This window comes from Streptomyces sp. NPDC033136 (genome assembly GCF_055578235.1).
Map to the genome: position 1 here is coordinate 186,719 of NZ_JBVIPD010000007.1, position 15,346 is coordinate 202,064.

The 15,346-nt window shown below is 73.4% G+C and carries 13 protein-coding genes and 2 pseudogenes; 5 read left to right on the forward strand and 10 right to left on the reverse strand.

Features of this window, described 5'->3' with window-relative positions; all coding sequences use genetic code 11:
• Positions 1-46: 46 nt before the first annotated feature.
• The 3 genes from ACZ5TL_RS15890 to ACZ5TL_RS15900 form a co-directional block, all read right to left on the reverse strand.
• The gene (locus ACZ5TL_RS15890) at positions 47-631 is read right to left on the reverse strand and encodes an Rv1733c family protein (RefSeq protein ID WP_468590265.1); all 585 of its coding nucleotides are present in this window, start codon (positions 629-631) and stop codon (positions 47-49) included.
• A gap of 266 nt (positions 632-897) precedes the next feature.
• Positions 898-1,653, reverse strand: coding sequence for a ferredoxin reductase (locus ACZ5TL_RS15895; protein WP_468590266.1), 756 nt, complete (start codon positions 1,651-1,653; stop codon positions 898-900).
• Complete coding sequence (locus tag ACZ5TL_RS15900; RefSeq protein WP_468590267.1) at positions 1,646-2,251, reverse strand: sulfite oxidase-like oxidoreductase; 606 nt, start codon at positions 2,249-2,251, stop codon at positions 1,646-1,648. Before ACZ5TL_RS15900 ends, ACZ5TL_RS15895 begins: the two co-directional genes overlap by 8 nt.
• 448 nt (positions 2,252-2,699) lie before the next feature.
• On the opposite strand from ACZ5TL_RS15900, the gene ACZ5TL_RS15905 reads away from it, so the two are divergent.
• Positions 2,700-3,503, forward strand: a complete 804-nt coding sequence (locus ACZ5TL_RS15905; RefSeq protein WP_468590268.1) for a putative protein N(5)-glutamine methyltransferase — start codon at positions 2,700-2,702, stop codon at positions 3,501-3,503.
• A 48-nt stretch (positions 3,504-3,551) separates the two neighbouring features.
• Here ACZ5TL_RS15905 and ACZ5TL_RS15910 read toward each other — a convergent pair whose 3' ends face one another.
• The gene (locus ACZ5TL_RS15910; RefSeq protein WP_468590269.1) at positions 3,552-5,624 is read right to left on the reverse strand and encodes a SpoIIE family protein phosphatase; all 2,073 of its coding nucleotides are present in this window, start codon (positions 5,622-5,624) and stop codon (positions 3,552-3,554) included.
• A 250-nt stretch (positions 5,625-5,874) separates the two neighbouring features.
• On the opposite strand from ACZ5TL_RS15910, the gene ACZ5TL_RS15915 reads away from it, so the two are divergent.
• Positions 5,875-6,243, forward strand: coding sequence for a hypothetical protein (locus ACZ5TL_RS15915; protein ID WP_468590525.1), 369 nt, complete (start codon positions 5,875-5,877; stop codon positions 6,241-6,243).
• Positions 6,244-6,408: 165 nt separating this feature from the next.
• On the opposite strand, the pseudogene ACZ5TL_RS15920 reads toward ACZ5TL_RS15915, so the two are convergent.
• A pseudogene (locus ACZ5TL_RS15920) lies at positions 6,409-7,596 on the reverse strand (M20 family metallopeptidase); the annotation flags it as partial.
• Here ACZ5TL_RS15920 and ACZ5TL_RS15925 point away from each other — a divergent pair.
• Together ACZ5TL_RS15925 and ACZ5TL_RS15930 are read left to right on the forward strand one after the other, a co-directional pair.
• Complete coding sequence (locus tag ACZ5TL_RS15925) at positions 7,517-9,532, forward strand: FAD-dependent oxidoreductase (protein ID WP_468590271.1); 2,016 nt, start codon at positions 7,517-7,519, stop codon at positions 9,530-9,532. The pseudogene ACZ5TL_RS15920 and the gene ACZ5TL_RS15925 sit on opposite strands and share 80 nt — an antisense overlap.
• Positions 9,533-9,560: 28 nt before the next feature.
• A complete protein-coding gene (locus ACZ5TL_RS15930; RefSeq protein ID WP_468590272.1) occupies positions 9,561-10,112 on the forward strand; it encodes a PadR family transcriptional regulator in 552 nt (183 codons plus the stop codon).
• 76 nt (positions 10,113-10,188) lie between these two features.
• Here ACZ5TL_RS15930 and ACZ5TL_RS15935 read toward each other — a convergent pair whose 3' ends face one another.
• Both ACZ5TL_RS15935 and ACZ5TL_RS15940 read right to left on the reverse strand, forming a co-directional pair.
• Positions 10,189-10,731 (reverse strand): hypothetical protein, encoded by a 543-nt coding sequence (locus ACZ5TL_RS15935; RefSeq protein ID WP_468590273.1) that lies wholly within the window; start codon positions 10,729-10,731, stop codon positions 10,189-10,191.
• A gap of 170 nt (positions 10,732-10,901) precedes the next feature.
• Positions 10,902-11,275, reverse strand: a pseudogene (locus ACZ5TL_RS15940) (fibronectin type III domain-containing protein); the annotation flags it as partial.
• An 802-nt stretch (positions 11,276-12,077) separates the two neighbouring features.
• Here ACZ5TL_RS15940 and ACZ5TL_RS15945 point away from each other — a divergent pair.
• Positions 12,078-12,719, forward strand: a complete 642-nt coding sequence (locus ACZ5TL_RS15945; protein ID WP_468590526.1) for a glycoside hydrolase family 75 protein — start codon at positions 12,078-12,080, stop codon at positions 12,717-12,719.
• A 76-nt stretch (positions 12,720-12,795) separates the two neighbouring features.
• Here the strand turns inward: ACZ5TL_RS15945 and ACZ5TL_RS15950 are convergent, their stop codons facing one another.
• The 3 genes from ACZ5TL_RS15950 to dhaK are packed head-to-tail and all read right to left on the reverse strand — an operon-like array spanning position 12,796 to position 14,840.
• Positions 12,796-13,206 (reverse strand): PTS sugar transporter subunit IIA domain-containing protein, encoded by a 411-nt coding sequence (locus tag ACZ5TL_RS15950; RefSeq protein ID WP_468590275.1) that lies wholly within the window; start codon positions 13,204-13,206, stop codon positions 12,796-12,798.
• Positions 13,199-13,798 carry a dihydroxyacetone kinase subunit DhaL gene (gene dhaL / locus ACZ5TL_RS15955; RefSeq protein WP_468590276.1) on the reverse strand — a complete coding sequence of 200 codons (600 nt, stop codon included), beginning with the start codon at positions 13,796-13,798 and terminating at the stop codon, positions 13,199-13,201. Before dhaL ends, ACZ5TL_RS15950 begins: the two co-directional genes overlap by 8 nt.
• 49 nt (positions 13,799-13,847) lie before the next feature.
• Positions 13,848-14,840, reverse strand: a complete 993-nt coding sequence (gene dhaK / locus ACZ5TL_RS15960; RefSeq protein WP_468590277.1) for a dihydroxyacetone kinase subunit DhaK — start codon at positions 14,838-14,840, stop codon at positions 13,848-13,850.
• Positions 14,841-15,346: the final 506 nt, after the last annotated feature.

Consider the following 15,346-nt stretch of genomic DNA (forward strand, 5'->3'; position numbering starts at 1 on the left):
CAGGGTCTCGGGGCAGTGGTCGGGTCACTGCCAGGTCATCGGTGCGTCATGCGCGGCGATGCGTCCACTGCGGTTCCGTGCGGGCCCAGGCCTGCTCCCATTCGGCCAGCCTGCGGCGCAGCGCCCCCCGGCGTACGAAGCAGTGTCCGAGGAGCACCACCAGCACCACACCGCCCGCGGCGCAGGTGCCGATGGTCAGGGTGTGCTGCCAGACCGCCGTGCCGTCCACCGGCGGCGTCACGCTCCGCCCCCGGGAGTCGAACCAGACGTCCACGACCTCGCCCCGCTCGGTACTCGCGGGGACCCGGGCCGCCGCGGTGCGCGTCTCCTCGCCCGGCTCCGTCCAGCGCACGGTAGCCAGGTACGCGTGCTGCCTGCCGGCCTGCAGCGTCGGCAGCGAGCCGCCGCTCCTGCCGACGACCTCGGCGCGGACGCGATGGCGCTCGGCGCGTTGCTCCGCCGACACCGCCGTCGCCTCGCCGTGGGCCCACCAGGCGGCCGCCGTCCCCGCCAGGGGCGCGCCCACGACGATCAGGACGGCGACCACCAGCGCCGTCCACGCCTCGACGACATCCGACCGGCGCCGCAGCGGACTTCGCCGCCAGCGCCAGCCGCGCACCCGGGTTCGCATGCCGACCTCCTCGCCGTCACCGCGGCCGGAGGGACGGACCGGCCGTGCGGTGGCGCCGCCGCTCCCTCCGCGTCACGCCATGGGTGCGTCGCGCACGGAGCCGTAGCCCTCCGGCGCCCGTCGCTCGCTCCCGGGCCCGCAGACGACTCAGGAGCGGCGTGCCGAAGCCCTTCGGCTGGGTGCCCGGCGCCACCGCGGCGAAACACCGTGCCCTGCTGACATGCCGCAGCACGTGAGCCGTCAGCGGGGACGGGCCGCCACCGAGGTCAGCCGAAGCGCTCGATCCGGATACGGTCCACGGGCTGACCGGCCGTCACGAGCAGCCGGGAGGCGTGCTCGGCGAAGGAGTTGGAGCCGCACACATAGGCCTCCCACCCACCGGCCGGCCGCTCGGCCAGGAGCGGCTCCACATGTGCGGCGGCCATGCGCCCCACCGGCACACCGTCCGGCGCGCTCCGCGTGAACACGGGCGTCGTCTCCGCGCCCAGCTCCCGGGCGTAGACGAGCTCTTCGGGACTGCGCGCGGAGACCAGCAGCCGCAGCGGCACCGGCAGGTCCCGCGCCCGCCGGTGCCGGACCATCGACATCAGCGGTACGACGCCGGAGCCGGCACCGATCAGCAGCGCGGGCCGGTCGCCCGGCCAGGCGAAGAAGCCGCTCACCGGCCCCCGCACCTCGACCCGGTCGCCGACCCGGGCGACGGTGTGGAACCAGCCCGAGACCTCGCCGCCCTCGACGTGATCCAGGGTCAGCTCGACATGCCCGGAGTCGTCCGGAGCGGACGCGATCGAGTAGTGGCGCTGAGCCGCGTAGCCGTCCTCGGCGGTCAGCCGCACCATCAGGTGCTGGCCGGGCAGATGACCCGGCCAGCCGGGCACGGCGAACCGGAAGGTGGAGACGCGCGGGGTCTCCCGGCGGATCCCGGTCAGCGTGGCGGTCTGCCACACGGAGGCGGCCTGCCCGCTCACGGCGATGCGGCCGGGCACGGCGAACCGCGTGGGAGGCACGAAGGTCTCAGTCACCGGAATACCTCTGCTCCTCCCAGGGGTTGCCCCGCTCGTGGTAGCCGTTCCGCTCCCAGAACCCCGGCTCGTCGTGGTCGAGGACGCGCAGGCCCGCGATCCACTTGGCGCTCTTCCAGAAGTACAGGTGCGGTACCAGCAGCCGCGCCGGGCCGCCGTGCTCCGGGGCCAGGGGCCGGCCGTCGTACTCCCAGGCGATCCAGGCGCGCCCGCCGGTCAGGTCGGCGAGCGGGAGGTTCGCGGTGTAACCGGTGTGCGAATAGGCGATGACATGGGTGGCCGACCCATGGGGCCGGGCCTCGTCCAGGAACGCGTCCAGGGAGACGCCCGAGAACCGCACCCCGAACTTCGACCAGCTCGTCACGCAGTGGATGGCGCCCTCGTACGCGGACGCCGGCAGTCGGTGGGCCTCCTCCCAGTCCCAGGTGCGTGGCTCCGCCACCAGCCCGTCGACGCGGAAGGTCCAGTCGGCGGGAGCCAGGTCGGGAGTGACCTCGGCGGACAGGACGGGCCAGTCGTCGCCCGCGTCGTACTGGCCGGGCGGCAGACCGGGGTCGTCGACGCGCGGGCGCCCGGTGAAGCCTCGGGTGATGTGCATGCGGTGGTGCCTCCGGGCCGGGCCGACGGTGCCCCGCCGGGCCGGATGCTCAGTGATTGCGTGGTCCACGGTACGGGCAGGGGGCCCTGGTCCTGCCGACCGGGCCCGGGCCACGCGTGGTATCGCACGAGGCAGTCCGCGAATCGGCTCAGGTCCCACGTCGGCCAGGGGCCGGCCGCCCCCGGAAGGCCGCCCGGCGGTTCTCCATGGTTGCATGATCCCACCACGTGCCGGCCCGGGGCGGGCGGGACCGTGTGCCGTACCGGGCGACCGGCTCGTCGGGTAGTGTTGCCGTCCGGTTGCGGACGGACCCAGCCGTCGAAAGCCCGGGAGGTGAGACCCATTACCGCTGTGTCAGCTCGGGTGCTCTCCTCTCGATGTCGCGCGGATCGCCGCCCCTAGGCGAACGCCGGAGCGCCCTTCGGCTCTCGAAAGGCTCTTGGCTTCCATGCCGTCTGCGTCCTCCGTTCCCCCGTCCACGCCGTCGTCCCGTGACTCCTTCGTCGTCGCCCTGCGCGCCGCGGGGTGCGTCTTCGCCGAGGACGAGGCGGAGTTGATCCTCGCCACCGCGCGCGCCCCGGCCGAAGCGGCCGCCATGGTCCGACGCCGCGTCGTGGGAGTGCCCCTCGAACTCGTCCTCGGGTGGGCCGGGTTCCGGGGGCTGCGCATCGCCGTCGCCCCGGGCGTCTTCGTGCCGCGCCGCCGTACCGAGTTCCTCGTGGAGCAGGCCCTGGAGCGGGCGCCCGGCGCCGGCGTCGTCGTGGACCTGTGCTGCGGCTCGGGCGCCGTCGGCGCGGCGCTGGCCGCCGGACTGGGCCGCGTCGCACTGCACGCCGCCGACATCGACCCGGCCGCCGTGCGCTGCGCCCGGGGCAACATCGCCGAATCCGGCGGGCAGGTCCACCAGGGCGACCTGTTCGAGGCACTGCCCGCCGAGCTGCGCGGCCGCGTCGACATCATCGCGGCCAATGTGCCGTACGTGCCCAGCGACGAGATCGGTCTGCTGCCGCAGGAGGCCCGGGACCACGAGCCGCTGGTCGCCCTCGACGGCGGCACGGACGGCCTCGACGTGCTGCGCCGGGTTGCGGCCGAGGCACCCCGCTGGCTGGCCCCGGGCGGCTGTGTCCTGGTGGAGACGAGCCGGCACCAGGCGCCGACCGCCGTCGCCGCCTTCGAGCGTCACGGCCTGCGGACGCACCTGGCCGTCTCGGAGGAGCTGTACGCGCACGTGGTGATCGGAGTCAGGCCGTAGCCCGCGCCGGGGCGTCCTTCCCGGTCGGCCGCTGCGGCGGCACGCGCCTCAGTCCGGTGCCGTCACCCGCGCGATCAGCAGTGCCACGTCGTCGAAGTTGTCCGGCTCGTGCAGCGTGCGCAGCAGCAGGTCGCAGACCTCCTCCAGCGGCCGGTCGGGGCCGTCGAGGAGGGACAGCAGAGTGCCGAGGCGTTCGTCGAGCGGGTCGCGGCGGGTCTCGACCAGTCCGTCGGTGTAGAACACCAGCCGGTCGCCGGGCTCCAGGCCGACGGTGGTCGTGGAGAAGGCGACCCCGCCCACGCCGAGCGGCACCCCCGTCGGCAGGTCGAGCAGCTCCGGCGGCCGGCCGACCCGGACCCGCACCGGCGGCAGATGCCCGGCGTTGGCGATCCGGCACTGCCGCAGATGCGGGTCGTGAACGGCGTAGACGCAGGTGGCGATGGCCTGCTCCAGACCTGCGGTGATCTTGTCGAGGTGCTCCAGGAGCACGTGCGGATCGAGGTCGAGGGAGGCGAGCGTGTTGGTCGCCGTGCGCAGCCGCCCCATGGCCGCCGCCGCGGGGATGCCGCTGCCCATCACATCGCCCACCACGAGGGCGGTCGTGTCCCCCTCCAGCGGGATCACGTCGAACCAGTCGCCGCCGACCTCACTCGTGGCCCCGGCCGGCTGGTAGCGGGAGGCGACCTCCAGCCCGCCCGTCACGGGCGGGTGGCTGGGCAGCAGACTCCGCTGGAGGGTGAGCGCGGTGTTGCGGGCGCTCTGGTACCAGCGCGCGTTGTCGATCTGCACCGCGGCCCGCGCGGCCAGCTCGCGCGCCAGCAGCAGGTCGTCCTCGCTGAACGGCAGCGGATTGCGCGTGCGCTTGAGGTCCAGGGCGCCCAGGACCTCGCCGCGTGCGATCAGCGGCACCGCCAGATAGGAGTGCACCCCGGCCCGGCCCAGCAGCCCGGCCGCCTCCGGGGAACGGGCGATGCGCGCCAGGTCCTCGTCCTTGACCTCCGGCAGCATCACGGCGCTGGCGGTGCGTACGCACTCGGTGACGAGCCGGTCGGAGGCGTAGCGGGCCACCTGCCCGGGCGGGTCGGCCGCCTCCAGCGCCTCGGCGGAGTCGTACCCCTGGACCGCCAGCGCGCGGATCACCGCCGACTCGGCCGGCCCGAGGCTGGTACGCCGGCCCTGCACCACCGAGTCCAGCAGGTCCACGGCCGCGATGTCCGCGAGCTCCGGCACGGCCACCTCGGCCAGCTCGCGGGCCGTGCGGTCCAGGTCCAGCGTGGTGCCGATCCGGCCGGAGGCGTCGGCGATCAGGGCCAGGCGGCGCCGCGCGGCCTCGGCCTCGATGCCCGCCCGGTACTGCTCGGTGACGTCGACGATCGAGACGGCCACGCCCAGCACCGTCCCGAAGGCGTTCTCCAGCCGGTACAGCGAGATCGACCAGGCGTGGTCCTGGTACGGGTCGGCCGGGGTGCGGCCGATCGTGGACTGGTCGACGACCGGCGCGCCCGTCTCCAGCACCCGGCGCGCCGCGGCCTCCAGGGCGTCGACGTCCATCCGCGGCACCACCTGGCGGGCCGTGCGGCCCAGGTGCTCCTCGGCCGGCACGCCGTTGATCTCCTCCAGCGCCTTGTTGACCGAGACGTAGCGCAGCTCGGTGTCCAGCACGGCCAGTCCGATCGGGGACTGCGCGATCATCCGCGTCGACAGCGCCACCTCGCGCTCCAGCCGGTGCACGGTGCTCTGGTCGGCGCACAGACCCAGCGCGTAGACGTCGCCCTGGTCGTCCAGCAGCCGCATGTTGCGGAACTCCACCAGCCGTGTGCTGCCGTCCTTGCGGCGGATGGGGAAGGCCCCGGCCCAGCTCTGACCGGTGCCCATGACGTCGGCGAACAGCTTGACCACGAGGTCGACGTGCTGCTCGTGGACCATGATCCGGGCGGCGTACTGCCCGAGTGCCTCCCGGGCCTCGTACCCGAAGAGTTCCTCGGCCTGCGGACTCCACAGCACGATGCGGCCCTCGGCGTCCAGCACCACCGAGGCCACCCGCAGGACGTCGAGCAGTCCGCTCGGACGCGCCGAGCCGCGCACCGGCCCCTCACCCTCGGAAGACCCGGCTGCACTCATCCCACGCCCCGCCTTCGCCGATCCTCGCGGCACGCCGTCGTGTGCCGACACCCCATGTTCTACCGCGCGGAGCCCCTTCTTCGAGGCCCCTTGCGTCACCTTCCACCATCTCCCAACCCGGCCCCGGCCGCCCCGCAAACCGTCACCGCCGCGGGGCCACTGCCGGTAGTGCTCGCCGGAAGGTGGTGCTTTGCTGGGGTAGGGGCGGATACGGCAAGTGGTGGCCACGAGAGGAACGATCACGATGGCGATCAACCATGAGCGACCGCACCCCCACTCGGTCTCGGTGGAGCTCAGCGGGTGCAGCAAGCAGGACGCCCGGATCGTGTTCGACGCGCTGTGCGCCTGCTTCGAGTCCGACCGGGGCGCCGACGACGTACCCGAGGACCTGCACGAGACCCGCCCGACCGTCTGGCTCGGCACCTTCGACGTGGCCGACGCGTACGAGGGCGCGAGCCCGGTCCGGCTGTCGTCCTCCGTCGAAGCGGACCTGCACGGCGGCTACTGGGCGATCGAACGGTTCCGCACGACACTGGACGCGCTCTTCGCCGTGCACGATCTGAGCACGGTCTCCGGTGACCAGGAGGAGGAACTGCACGTTCGCCTGCAGAGCCGGTGAGCGCCTCTCACGCCTGGAGCAGGTTGAGGACGGCCCGCCGGTAGACGGCGTGCACCACCGGCAGGTCAGCCAGCCGCACCTGTTCGTCCACGCCGTGCAGTCCCTCGTAGGCAGGCCGAAGCCGGCGGTCGCCGGGATGTCCTCGGCCGCCAGCAGGTTGCCGATGTTCGACGGGCCCGCCGTTTTCGCCCGTACGCGCAGTCCCTGCTCCCGCGCGGCCTCCAGTAGCGCGGCGGCGGGCTGCTCGTGCTCCTCCAGCCGGTACGCCGGCCACGCCGCGACCGGGGTGACCCCGGTCGGCCGGGGGGCCGGCAGCGCCGCGTCCAGCTCGGCGGCAGCCGCCCGGACCAGTCCCTCGGCGGCACCGCCGCAGAAGTCCGGAGTGGTGCGGATGTCCACACCGATCTCGCACAGGTCCGGGACGACGGAGAAGCCCTCCCCGCCGTGGCACGAGGTCACCGCCAGCTTCGGCGGCAACGGGAACTGCCCGCTCGCGCCGGGCAGCGGCGCCGCGTCCAGCAGCCGCACGAGATGCGCCGCGCGCGTCACCGAGCCGACCACCGCCCGGCGCGCCCCGGAGTGTCCTGACGAGCCGTGTACCGCGATCCTGGCCCGCCACAGTCCGCGCCCGCCGGCCACGACCTCGTCGAGGCCCGGGTAGCCGATCATCACCCCGGCCGGGCGGGCCGCGTCCGGGTCGGCGAGATACGCCCGGGCACCCCCGAATCCGCCCGTGTGCTCATCGGCGTCGAGCAGCACCGCGAGCCCGCCGCGCAGCTCACCGGCCCGGCCGTACAACTCGGCGGCGATATGGCAGAAGAGGGACGCGGCGAGTTTGGAGTCGGCCGCGCCCCGGCCCCGCAACCGGCCGTCGACGACGTCCCCGGCGTCGGGCGGGAAGGACCAGGCCGTCTCGTCGCCGTACGGCGCGGTGTCCACACAGGCGTCCAGCGCCCACCAGGGGCCGGGCCGGCCGCCGGCGATCTCCACCAGCAGCGCGACCGGGCGGCCGGTGCCGTCGTACAGCCGGCGGTGCGGCAGCCCCCGGCCCGCGAGCCAGTCCTCCAGGACGGCCAGCACGGGCTCGTGGTCGTCGAGGCCGGCCCGGCTGGGGCGGCGGATCAGTTCACCGGCGAGGTCCACCACCGCCGAGAGCGGCCCAAGGTCCCAGGTCATGGCCCTACTGTGCCCTCCATCACCTTGTGCAACTAGTTGCATAAACCGTCGGTAGTCCTCTACAACTACAGGCACGACACCGCGCACGGAGGGCCCGATGAGCCGATACCCGCACCTGCTGACCCCCCTCGACCTGGGCTTCACGACCCTGCCCAACCGGGTCCTGATGGGTTCCATGCACGTCGGCCTGGAGGAGGCCGAGGGCGGCTTCGCGCGCATGGCCGCCTTCTACGCCGCCCGCGCCCGCGGGGGAGTTGGCCTGATCGTCACCGGCGGCATCGCCCCCAACGACGAGGGGCGGCCCTACGAGGGCGGCGCCAAGCTCACCACCGAGTCGGAGGCGGAGCAGCACCGGGTCATCACCGACGCCGTGCACCACGCGGGCGGGCGGATCGCTATGCAGATCCTGCACTTCGGACGCTACGCCTACCACCGGGACCTCGTCGCACCCAGTCCCCTCCAGGCGCCGATCAGCCCGTTCCCGCCCCGCGAGCTCACCGACGCCGACATCGAGCGGACGATCGACGACTACGCCCGCTCCGCCCGCCTCGCCCGGCAGGCCGGCTACGACGGGGTCGAGATCATGGGCTCCGAGGGCTACCTCATCAACGAGTTCATCGCGCGGCAGACCAACCAGCGCACCGACCGCTGGGGCGGGTCGTACGAGAACCGCACGCGCTTCCCGCTGGAGATCGTGCGCCGGGTGCGCGAGGCGGTCGGCGAGGACTTCATCGTCATCTACCGGCTGTCCATGCTCGACCTCGTCCCGGGCGGCTCGACGCTCGACGAGGTGATCACCCTCGCCCAGGCCGTCGAGGCCGCCGGGGCGACGATCATCAACACCGGCATCGGCTGGCACGAGGCCCGCATCCCCACCATCGCGACCTCCGTGCCGCGCGGCGCCTACACCTGGGTGACCAAGCGGCTGATGGGCGAGGTGTCCGTCCCGCTCGTCACCACCAACCGCATCAACACCCCCGAACTCGCCGAGGAGTTGCTCGCCGAGGGCGTGGCCGACATGGTGTCGATGGCCCGCCCGATGCTCGCCGACCCCGACTTCGTCACCAAGGCCGAGGCCGGCCGGCCCGAGGCGATCAACACCTGCATCGGCTGCAACCAGGCCTGCCTCGACCACACCTTCAGCGGCCTGATCACCTCGTGCCTGGTCAACCCGCGCGCCTGCCACGAGACCGAGCTCGTGCTCTCCCCGACCCGGCTGCGCAAGCGCGTCGCGGTGGTCGGCGCCGGTCCGGCCGGGCTGGCCTGCGCGGTCTCGGCCGCCGAGCGCGGCCACGAGGTGACGCTGTTCGACGCGGCGAGCGAGATCGGCGGCCAGCTCAACGTCGCCCGCAAGGTCCCCGGAAAGCAGGAGTTCGACGAGACGCTCCGCTACTTCCGCACCCAGCTCGACTGGCACGGCGTCGACACACGGCTGGACACACGCGTCACGGCCACGGACCTCGACGGTTACGACGAGGTCGTCGTCGCCACCGGCGTCACGCCGCGCACCCCCGACATCCCCGGCGTGGACCACCCCAGTGTCGTCGGCTACCTCGACGTCCTGCGCGACGGCGCCCCCGTCGGCGACCGGGTCGCGATCCTCGGCGCGGGCGGCATCGGCTTCGACGTCGCCGAGTTCCTCACCGACGGCGGCGACAAGGCCCACGAGGACCCGGAGACGTACTTCCGTCAGTGGGGCGTCGACATGGACTACCGCGGCCCCGGAGGCCTCGCCGCGCCGGAGCGGCCCGCCCCGCCGCGCACCGTCCACCTGCTCCAGCGCAAGACGTCCAAGGTCGGCGCCGGCCTCGGCAAGACCACCGGCTGGATCCACCGCACCGAACTCAAGCACCGCGGCGTCACCATGGTCCCGGGCGTGCGCTACGACCGGATCGACGACGCCGGACTGCACATCACCGTCGGTGACGAGAGCACGGTCCTGGAGGTCGACACGATCGTGCTGTGCACCGGGCAGGAACCGCGCCGCGGCCTGTACGAGGAGCTGCTCGCCGCCGGGCGCAGCACGCATCTCATCGGCGGCGCCGACGTGGCCGCCGAACTGGACGCCAAGCGCGCCATCAAGCAGGGCACGGAGCTGGCGGCAGCCCTGTAGTGCGCGAACGCGTCCCTAGGATGAGGCCATGTCACTCCCGCACGCGATCCTCACCGCCCTGCTCGAGAAGCCGTCGTCGGGGCTGGAGCTGACGCGCCGGTTCGACCGGTCCATCGGCTACTTCTGGTCGGCGACGCACCAGCAGATCTATCGCGAGCTCGGGAAACTGGAGGCCGACGGCCTCATCAGGGCGCTGCCGTCCGAGCAGCCGGCGCGCGGGCAGAAGAAGAGCTACGAGGTCCTGCCCGCGGGCCGCGCCGAACTTGCCCGCTGGACCGCCGCCTCCCAGGACCCCAAGCCGCACCGCGACACCCTGCTGCTGCGGCTCAGGGCTGCGGCCGTCGTCGGCACGGCGGGTCTGGAGGCCGATCTGCGACGCCATCTGGCGCTGCACGAGCGGCAGCTCGCGGAGTACCGGGAGATCGAGACGCGTGACTTCCCGCCCGGCCGGGACGGTGCCGAGGACCGGCTGCGGCATCTGGTACTGCGGGCCGGCATCGACCTGGAGACCTTCTGGACCCAGTGGCTCAGGCGCGCCCTCGCGGACTTCGCCGAACTCCCGGACGGCGAACAGACCTGAGGTCCCCGGCCAGGACATGACGGCGGCCCGCCCGACCGGAGCGCTTCGGAGGGGCGGGCCGCCGGTCTGCACCGGATCAGAGCCGGTGCAGCCTGTTGCGCCGCCGCAGGTACCAGGCCGTCGCGAACAGGCCCGTACCCACGAGCGCGCCGCCCGCCACCAGCGTGACGGTGCCGTAGTCCGTCGAGGACCCGCCGACCCCGCCCATGACGCCGCGGGACGGCGAGGCCGAGGGAGTCACGGACCGTGTGGGGGAGGGGGCGGTGGACACCACGACGGACTGGGTGCCCGCGGTGGTGCCGTCCGAGCAGACGACGATCACGGTGTACGTGCCCGAGGTGACGTTCGACCAGGCGGCGGACTGAGCGGTGGACGTCCCTGAGAGGGTCACCTGCCGGCCCTGGGCGAAGCTGCCCTGGCTGCTGGTCAGGAGCGAGGCGGTGCCCCAGCTGCCGTTGATCTGGGTGCACGTGCTGGTCGTGACCGAGACCGTGGACCCCGTGGTGCTCACGGAGATCCCCGGGCCCGCCGCGGCGGGCCCGGCGGCCGGGAAGAGGGGCAGCGCGGCGGCGGCTGCCACGGTCAGGCCGGAGCGGAGAACTGGCGATGAGTTACGCATGTGGACTGCCCTCCGGCGGCACGGTTGGCGGTACATCCCTTGCGCCGCCGAGGGTCGGGGAACGCCCGTGCTGCCTCAGGGTCAGCCAAAGCGCCCGCGGCCCCGGCCGCACGCCGGGCGCCCCCGTGCAGGTGACGGGTTCCTCCGGCCGGGCCGTGCCGAGGCGTGCGTCAGCGCTCCGGACCCGTGGTCACCGTCCGCTCGGCCGGGAAGTCTCCCCAGGTGCCGTCCGGCAGCATGCCCGGACCCGGACCCGGTGGCTGACACCGGGATCCCGTCCCACGTGGAAGCTGTACGTGGCCCGGCCACGCGGCGCGTCCCCGCCGTACACCAGCGAGGTGGCGGGCCGGCCGTCCAGATGGATCTGGTACTCGCTGACCTCACCGTCGACGCGGGGCGGCACCCAGCTCAGATCGACGTGGTACGCCCCGTCCGCGTGGTGGCTGGACGTCCGGAAGCCGGTGGGCGCCGTCGCGCGGCCGTCGTCCGGGCCCGGCGTGGTGACACGGACGGCGGGAGCGGCGACGTTCCCGGCCGCGTCCCTTTCCACATGACGTTCACGCTCGTCGCGGTGCCCGCCGCCGCGGTGACGCCCGCCGGCGCTGCGGGCGGAGAGCCGGGCGGAGAGCCGCCGTCCCCTGCGCCCGTGCCGGTCGAGCGCAGGAGGAGACCAGGGGGAGAGCCGCACAGAGCGTGAGACGACGGACGTAGGAGGGGAGAGAGGAAAAAGCCCCGCACGGCACTGCCTCCCGGGACGGCACTCGGGGATGGTCCGGACCAATGTGACGCGGCTGGTGCGAATGCATCAAGAGGGCGGGTGGGGGAGCCCTTTGCCGGGCCTCTGCGCGGGCGTCACCTCACGCCGTTCGCGACCACCCGGGAGAGTTACGTATGCTGAAGTTCCTCACGGCCGAACTCCTCGTGGACACCGGGGAGTTCGGGCTTGTCGCGCGGACCGCTGTCGTCGCAGGATGCCGCGCCGGCGCGGGCGGCCGGGTGGCCGGGGTCTCACACGGACTCAGACGCCCGGCCCCTGTCGGGCGTTGGGGCCGTGCACCGTCCGGCCCCCCAGCGGTGGCTCGGTGACCGGCCCGGGGCCAGATTGGGCTGAGTGCCCGTCAGGTCCCCGAGGGAGAGGCCCTTCCATCGTGCGTGTCCAGTCGCTCACACTGGCCGCGGCCAGCGCCGCCCTGCTCGCTCCGACGACACCGCCCGCGGCGCCGCCCCAGCCGCTGGTGTGGCGCGAGAGCCCCGCCCGCGCCGCCGGTCTGCTCGCTCCGACGACACCGCCCACCGCCCCGCCCCAGCCGCTGGTGCGGCGCGAGAGCCCCGCCCGCGCCGCCGGTCTGCTCGCTCCGACGACACCGCCCACCGCCCCGCCCCAGCCGCTGGTGCGGCGCGAGAGCCCCGTCCGCGCCGCCGATCTGCTCGCCAAGGTACAGGACTGCGCTCCCGTCTCCCGCGGCCGGTACCGCAGTGACAAGGGCGCACCCGCGAACATCCCGGTCTGCGGCACCCGCGACGCCGTGTTCTGGAAAGCCGACATGGACATCGACTGCGACGGCCGCCCCGGCCCCCGCTGCAACCGCCGCACCGACCCGTACTTCGCCGCGAGCACGGCCTACGCGCAGTCCGACGGGCGCCCGTTGAGCGCCGAGAGCCTGCCCTTCATCGTCGTACCGGCACCGAGCCGCATCTGGGACTACCGGGAGCACGGTGTGGGGGGCGGTTCGGTGGTGGCCGTCGTGTTCGGCGACCGTGTGCAGTACGCGGTCGTCGGCGACACGGGCCCGCAGGGCATCATCGGGGAGGCGTCCTACGCGACCGCCGAGGCGCTCGGCATCGGCCCCGACCCGCACGCCGGGGGCGTGCCCTCCGGCGTCACCTACATCGTTTTCAAGAACACCCGGGTGTCCCCCATCGAGGACCACACGGCGGCCGTGACGACGGGCGAGCGGCTGGCGAGGCGGTTCGTCGACGGGGGCTGAGCGGCTGACGACGCGTCACGCACACGCCTGCGGCCGGGTGCGCCGCCTTCCCGGCGGGCCCGGCCGCAGGCGTGCCTCACACCTTCCGGTACGTGTACGCCTCCGCGGCGGCCGACTCCACCGCCGTCAGATCCGCCCCGGTGGCCGCCGTGACGACCGCGGCCACGGCTCCCTCCACGAAGGGCGCGTCCACCAGGCGCGTACCCTCCGGGAGTTCGTCGCCCTCCGCCAGCAGCGCCTTCACGGTCAGCACCGCGCTGCCCAGGTCGGCGAGGACGGCGACTCCGGCGCCCCGGTCGACGGACGCGGCCGCCGCGGCGATCAGTTCGGCGCTCGTGCCGAGCCCGCCGCCCTCGGTGCCGCCCGCAGGGGCGACCGGCACCGCCGGGCCGCCGCCCGTGAGCCCCCTCGCCAGCGCGGCGACCGACGCGGCCACCTCCGCGCTGTGCGACACCAGCACGATTCCCACGAGCCGCTCGTCACTCACCGGCGGCCTCCGCCAGGGTGGCGATCAGCAGCGCCGACGACGTGGCACCCGGGTCCTGGTGGCCGATGCTGCGCTCACCCAGATAGCTCGCCCGGCCCTTGCGCGCCAGCAGGGGCGTCGTCGCCACGGCCCCCTCCTCGGCGGCGGTCCGGGCCGCGGCGAAGGAGTCACCGAGCGCGTCCACCGCGGGCACCAGCGCGTCGATCATGGTCTTGTCGCCAGGCGCGGCACCCCCGAGCGTCATGACCGCGTCCACGCCGGTCCGCAGCGCCCCGGCCAGTTGCTCCGCGCTGACCTCGGCGGCATCGCCGAGTGCCTTGCCGGTACGGCGCAACAGCGTTCCGTACAGCGGCCCCGAGGCGCCGCCCACCGTCGAGATGAGCTGGCGACCCGCAAGCGTCAGGACCCCGCCGGGCGTGCCGGGGGCCTCCTTCTCCAGGGCGGCGGCCACGGCCCGGAACCCGCGTTGGAGGTTGCTGCCGTGGTCGGCGTCCCCGATGGGGGAGTCGAGGGCGGTGAGCCGTTCCGCCTCGCGGTCGACGGACGCGGTGGTCGCCGTCATCCAACGGCGGAAGAAATCGGCGTCGAGCACTGGATCTCCTTGCCTGGTAGATACGTGGTGATCCGCTGCCTCCTGTGTCTCACACGCCCCAGCGCAGCCCCGGGGTCTTCACCGGCGCGTCCCACAGCCGCAGCAGCTCCTCATCGGCCTGGCACAGGGTGAGCGAGGCGCCCGCCATGTCCAGGGAGGTGACGTAGTTGCCCACGAGGACCCGGGCCACCGGGACGCCGCGCTGGGCCAGCACCCGGTGCACCTCGGCGTTGAAGCCGTACAGCTCGAGCAGCGGCGTCGCGCCCATGCCGTTGACCAGGACCAGCACCGGATTGCGCGGCCGGAGGTCGTCGACCACCGCCTCGACGGCGGCCTCGGCGATCTCGCCGGAGGTCATCATGGGCCGCCGCTCCCGGCCGGGCTCGCCGTGGATGCCGATGCCCAACTCCAGCTCACCGGGAGGCAGATCGAAGGTGGGGCTGCCCTTGGCGGGCGTGCTGCAGGCGCTCAGCGCGATGCCGAAACTGCGGGAGTTCTCGTTCACCTGCCGGGCGATCGCCTCGACCCGCTCCAGCGGCATGCCCTCGTCGGCGGCGGCGCCCGCGATCTTCTCCACGAACAGGGTCGCGCCCGTGCCGCGCCGCCCTGCCGTGTAGAGGCTGTCGGTCACCGCCACGTCATCGTTGACCAGTACCTTCGCGATCTGGATGCCCTCGTCCTCGGCCAGCTCGGCGGCCATGTCGAAGTTGAGCACGTCACCGGTGTAGTTCTTCACGATGAACAGCACGCCGGCTCCGCTGTCCACTGCGGCGGCCGCACGCACCATCTGGTCCGGCACGGGAGAGGTGAAGACCTCGCCCGGACAGGCCGCCGACAGCATGCCGGGGCCCACGAAACCACCGTGCAGCGGTTCGTGCCCCGAGCCTCCGCCCGAGACCAGCCCCACCTTTCCGGGCACGGGAGCGTCCCGCCGCACGATCACCCGGTTCTCCACGTCCACGGTCAGCTCCGGGTGGGCAGCCGCCAGACCACGCAGCGCATCCGCGACGACGGTCTCCGGGACGTTGATCAGCATCTTCACTGGGACCTCCTGATGAGACTAGCATCTGGGCCTCTGACCTTCATCTTCGCAGGTCAGCTTAGGTTTGACTATTTTTCGATCTTGACGGTCCGTAGCCCTCCGTAGCGCGTTGTGGCGGTACTGATGCTGACTTTGGTGATGGGGCGTCAGGTATGGATGGTCGTCGTGGACGAGCGGTCCGGTGATCCTCCAGTCGGCAGTATCGACCTTGCGGAAGCGAAGGTCACGCTGCTGGCGCTCGGGGGTCAAAAGTGCAGCGGGCGAGGCGTTGCCCCACTGTCCAGTATCTGGGTCGCCCGCCGCGGATCGGAGAGTCGGATCTGATGGTCCGGGAAACGCGCGGATGCTCTGGTCGTTTCAAGCAGTGGGGCAGGCCAGTAGAGCTGAGTAGTGGTCCCGGTCGCCCGAACTGACGGGCGTGGGGGGGGGGGGGGGGGGGGGGGGGGGGGGGAAAGGGGGGGGGGGGGGGGGAGAAGGGGGGGGGGGGGGGGGGGGGGGGGGGAGGT

What these genes read in the sequence shown, in the direction of transcription:
- ACZ5TL_RS15925 (WP_468590271.1), top strand. Translation starts at nt 7,517, where the DNA reads ATGAGCCGATACCCGCACCTGCTGACCCCCCTCGACCTGGGCTTCACG.
- ACZ5TL_RS15935 (WP_468590273.1), bottom strand. Translation starts at nt 10,731, where the DNA reads ATGCGTAACTCATCGCCAGTTCTCCGCTCCGGCCTGACCGTGGCAGCC.
- ACZ5TL_RS15910 (WP_468590269.1), bottom strand. Translation starts at nt 5,624, where the DNA reads ATGAGTGCAGCCGGGTCTTCCGAGGGTGAGGGGCCGGTGCGCGGCTCG.
- ACZ5TL_RS15890 (WP_468590265.1), bottom strand. Translation starts at nt 631, where the DNA reads ATGCGAACCCGGGTGCGCGGCTGGCGCTGGCGGCGAAGTCCGCTGCGG.
- ACZ5TL_RS15930 (WP_468590272.1), top strand. Translation starts at nt 9,561, where the DNA reads ATGTCACTCCCGCACGCGATCCTCACCGCCCTGCTCGAGAAGCCGTCG.
- ACZ5TL_RS15900 (WP_468590267.1), bottom strand. Translation starts at nt 2,251, where the DNA reads ATGCACATCACCCGAGGCTTCACCGGGCGCCCGCGCGTCGACGACCCC.
- ACZ5TL_RS15905 (WP_468590268.1), top strand. Translation starts at nt 2,700, where the DNA reads ATGCCGTCTGCGTCCTCCGTTCCCCCGTCCACGCCGTCGTCCCGTGAC.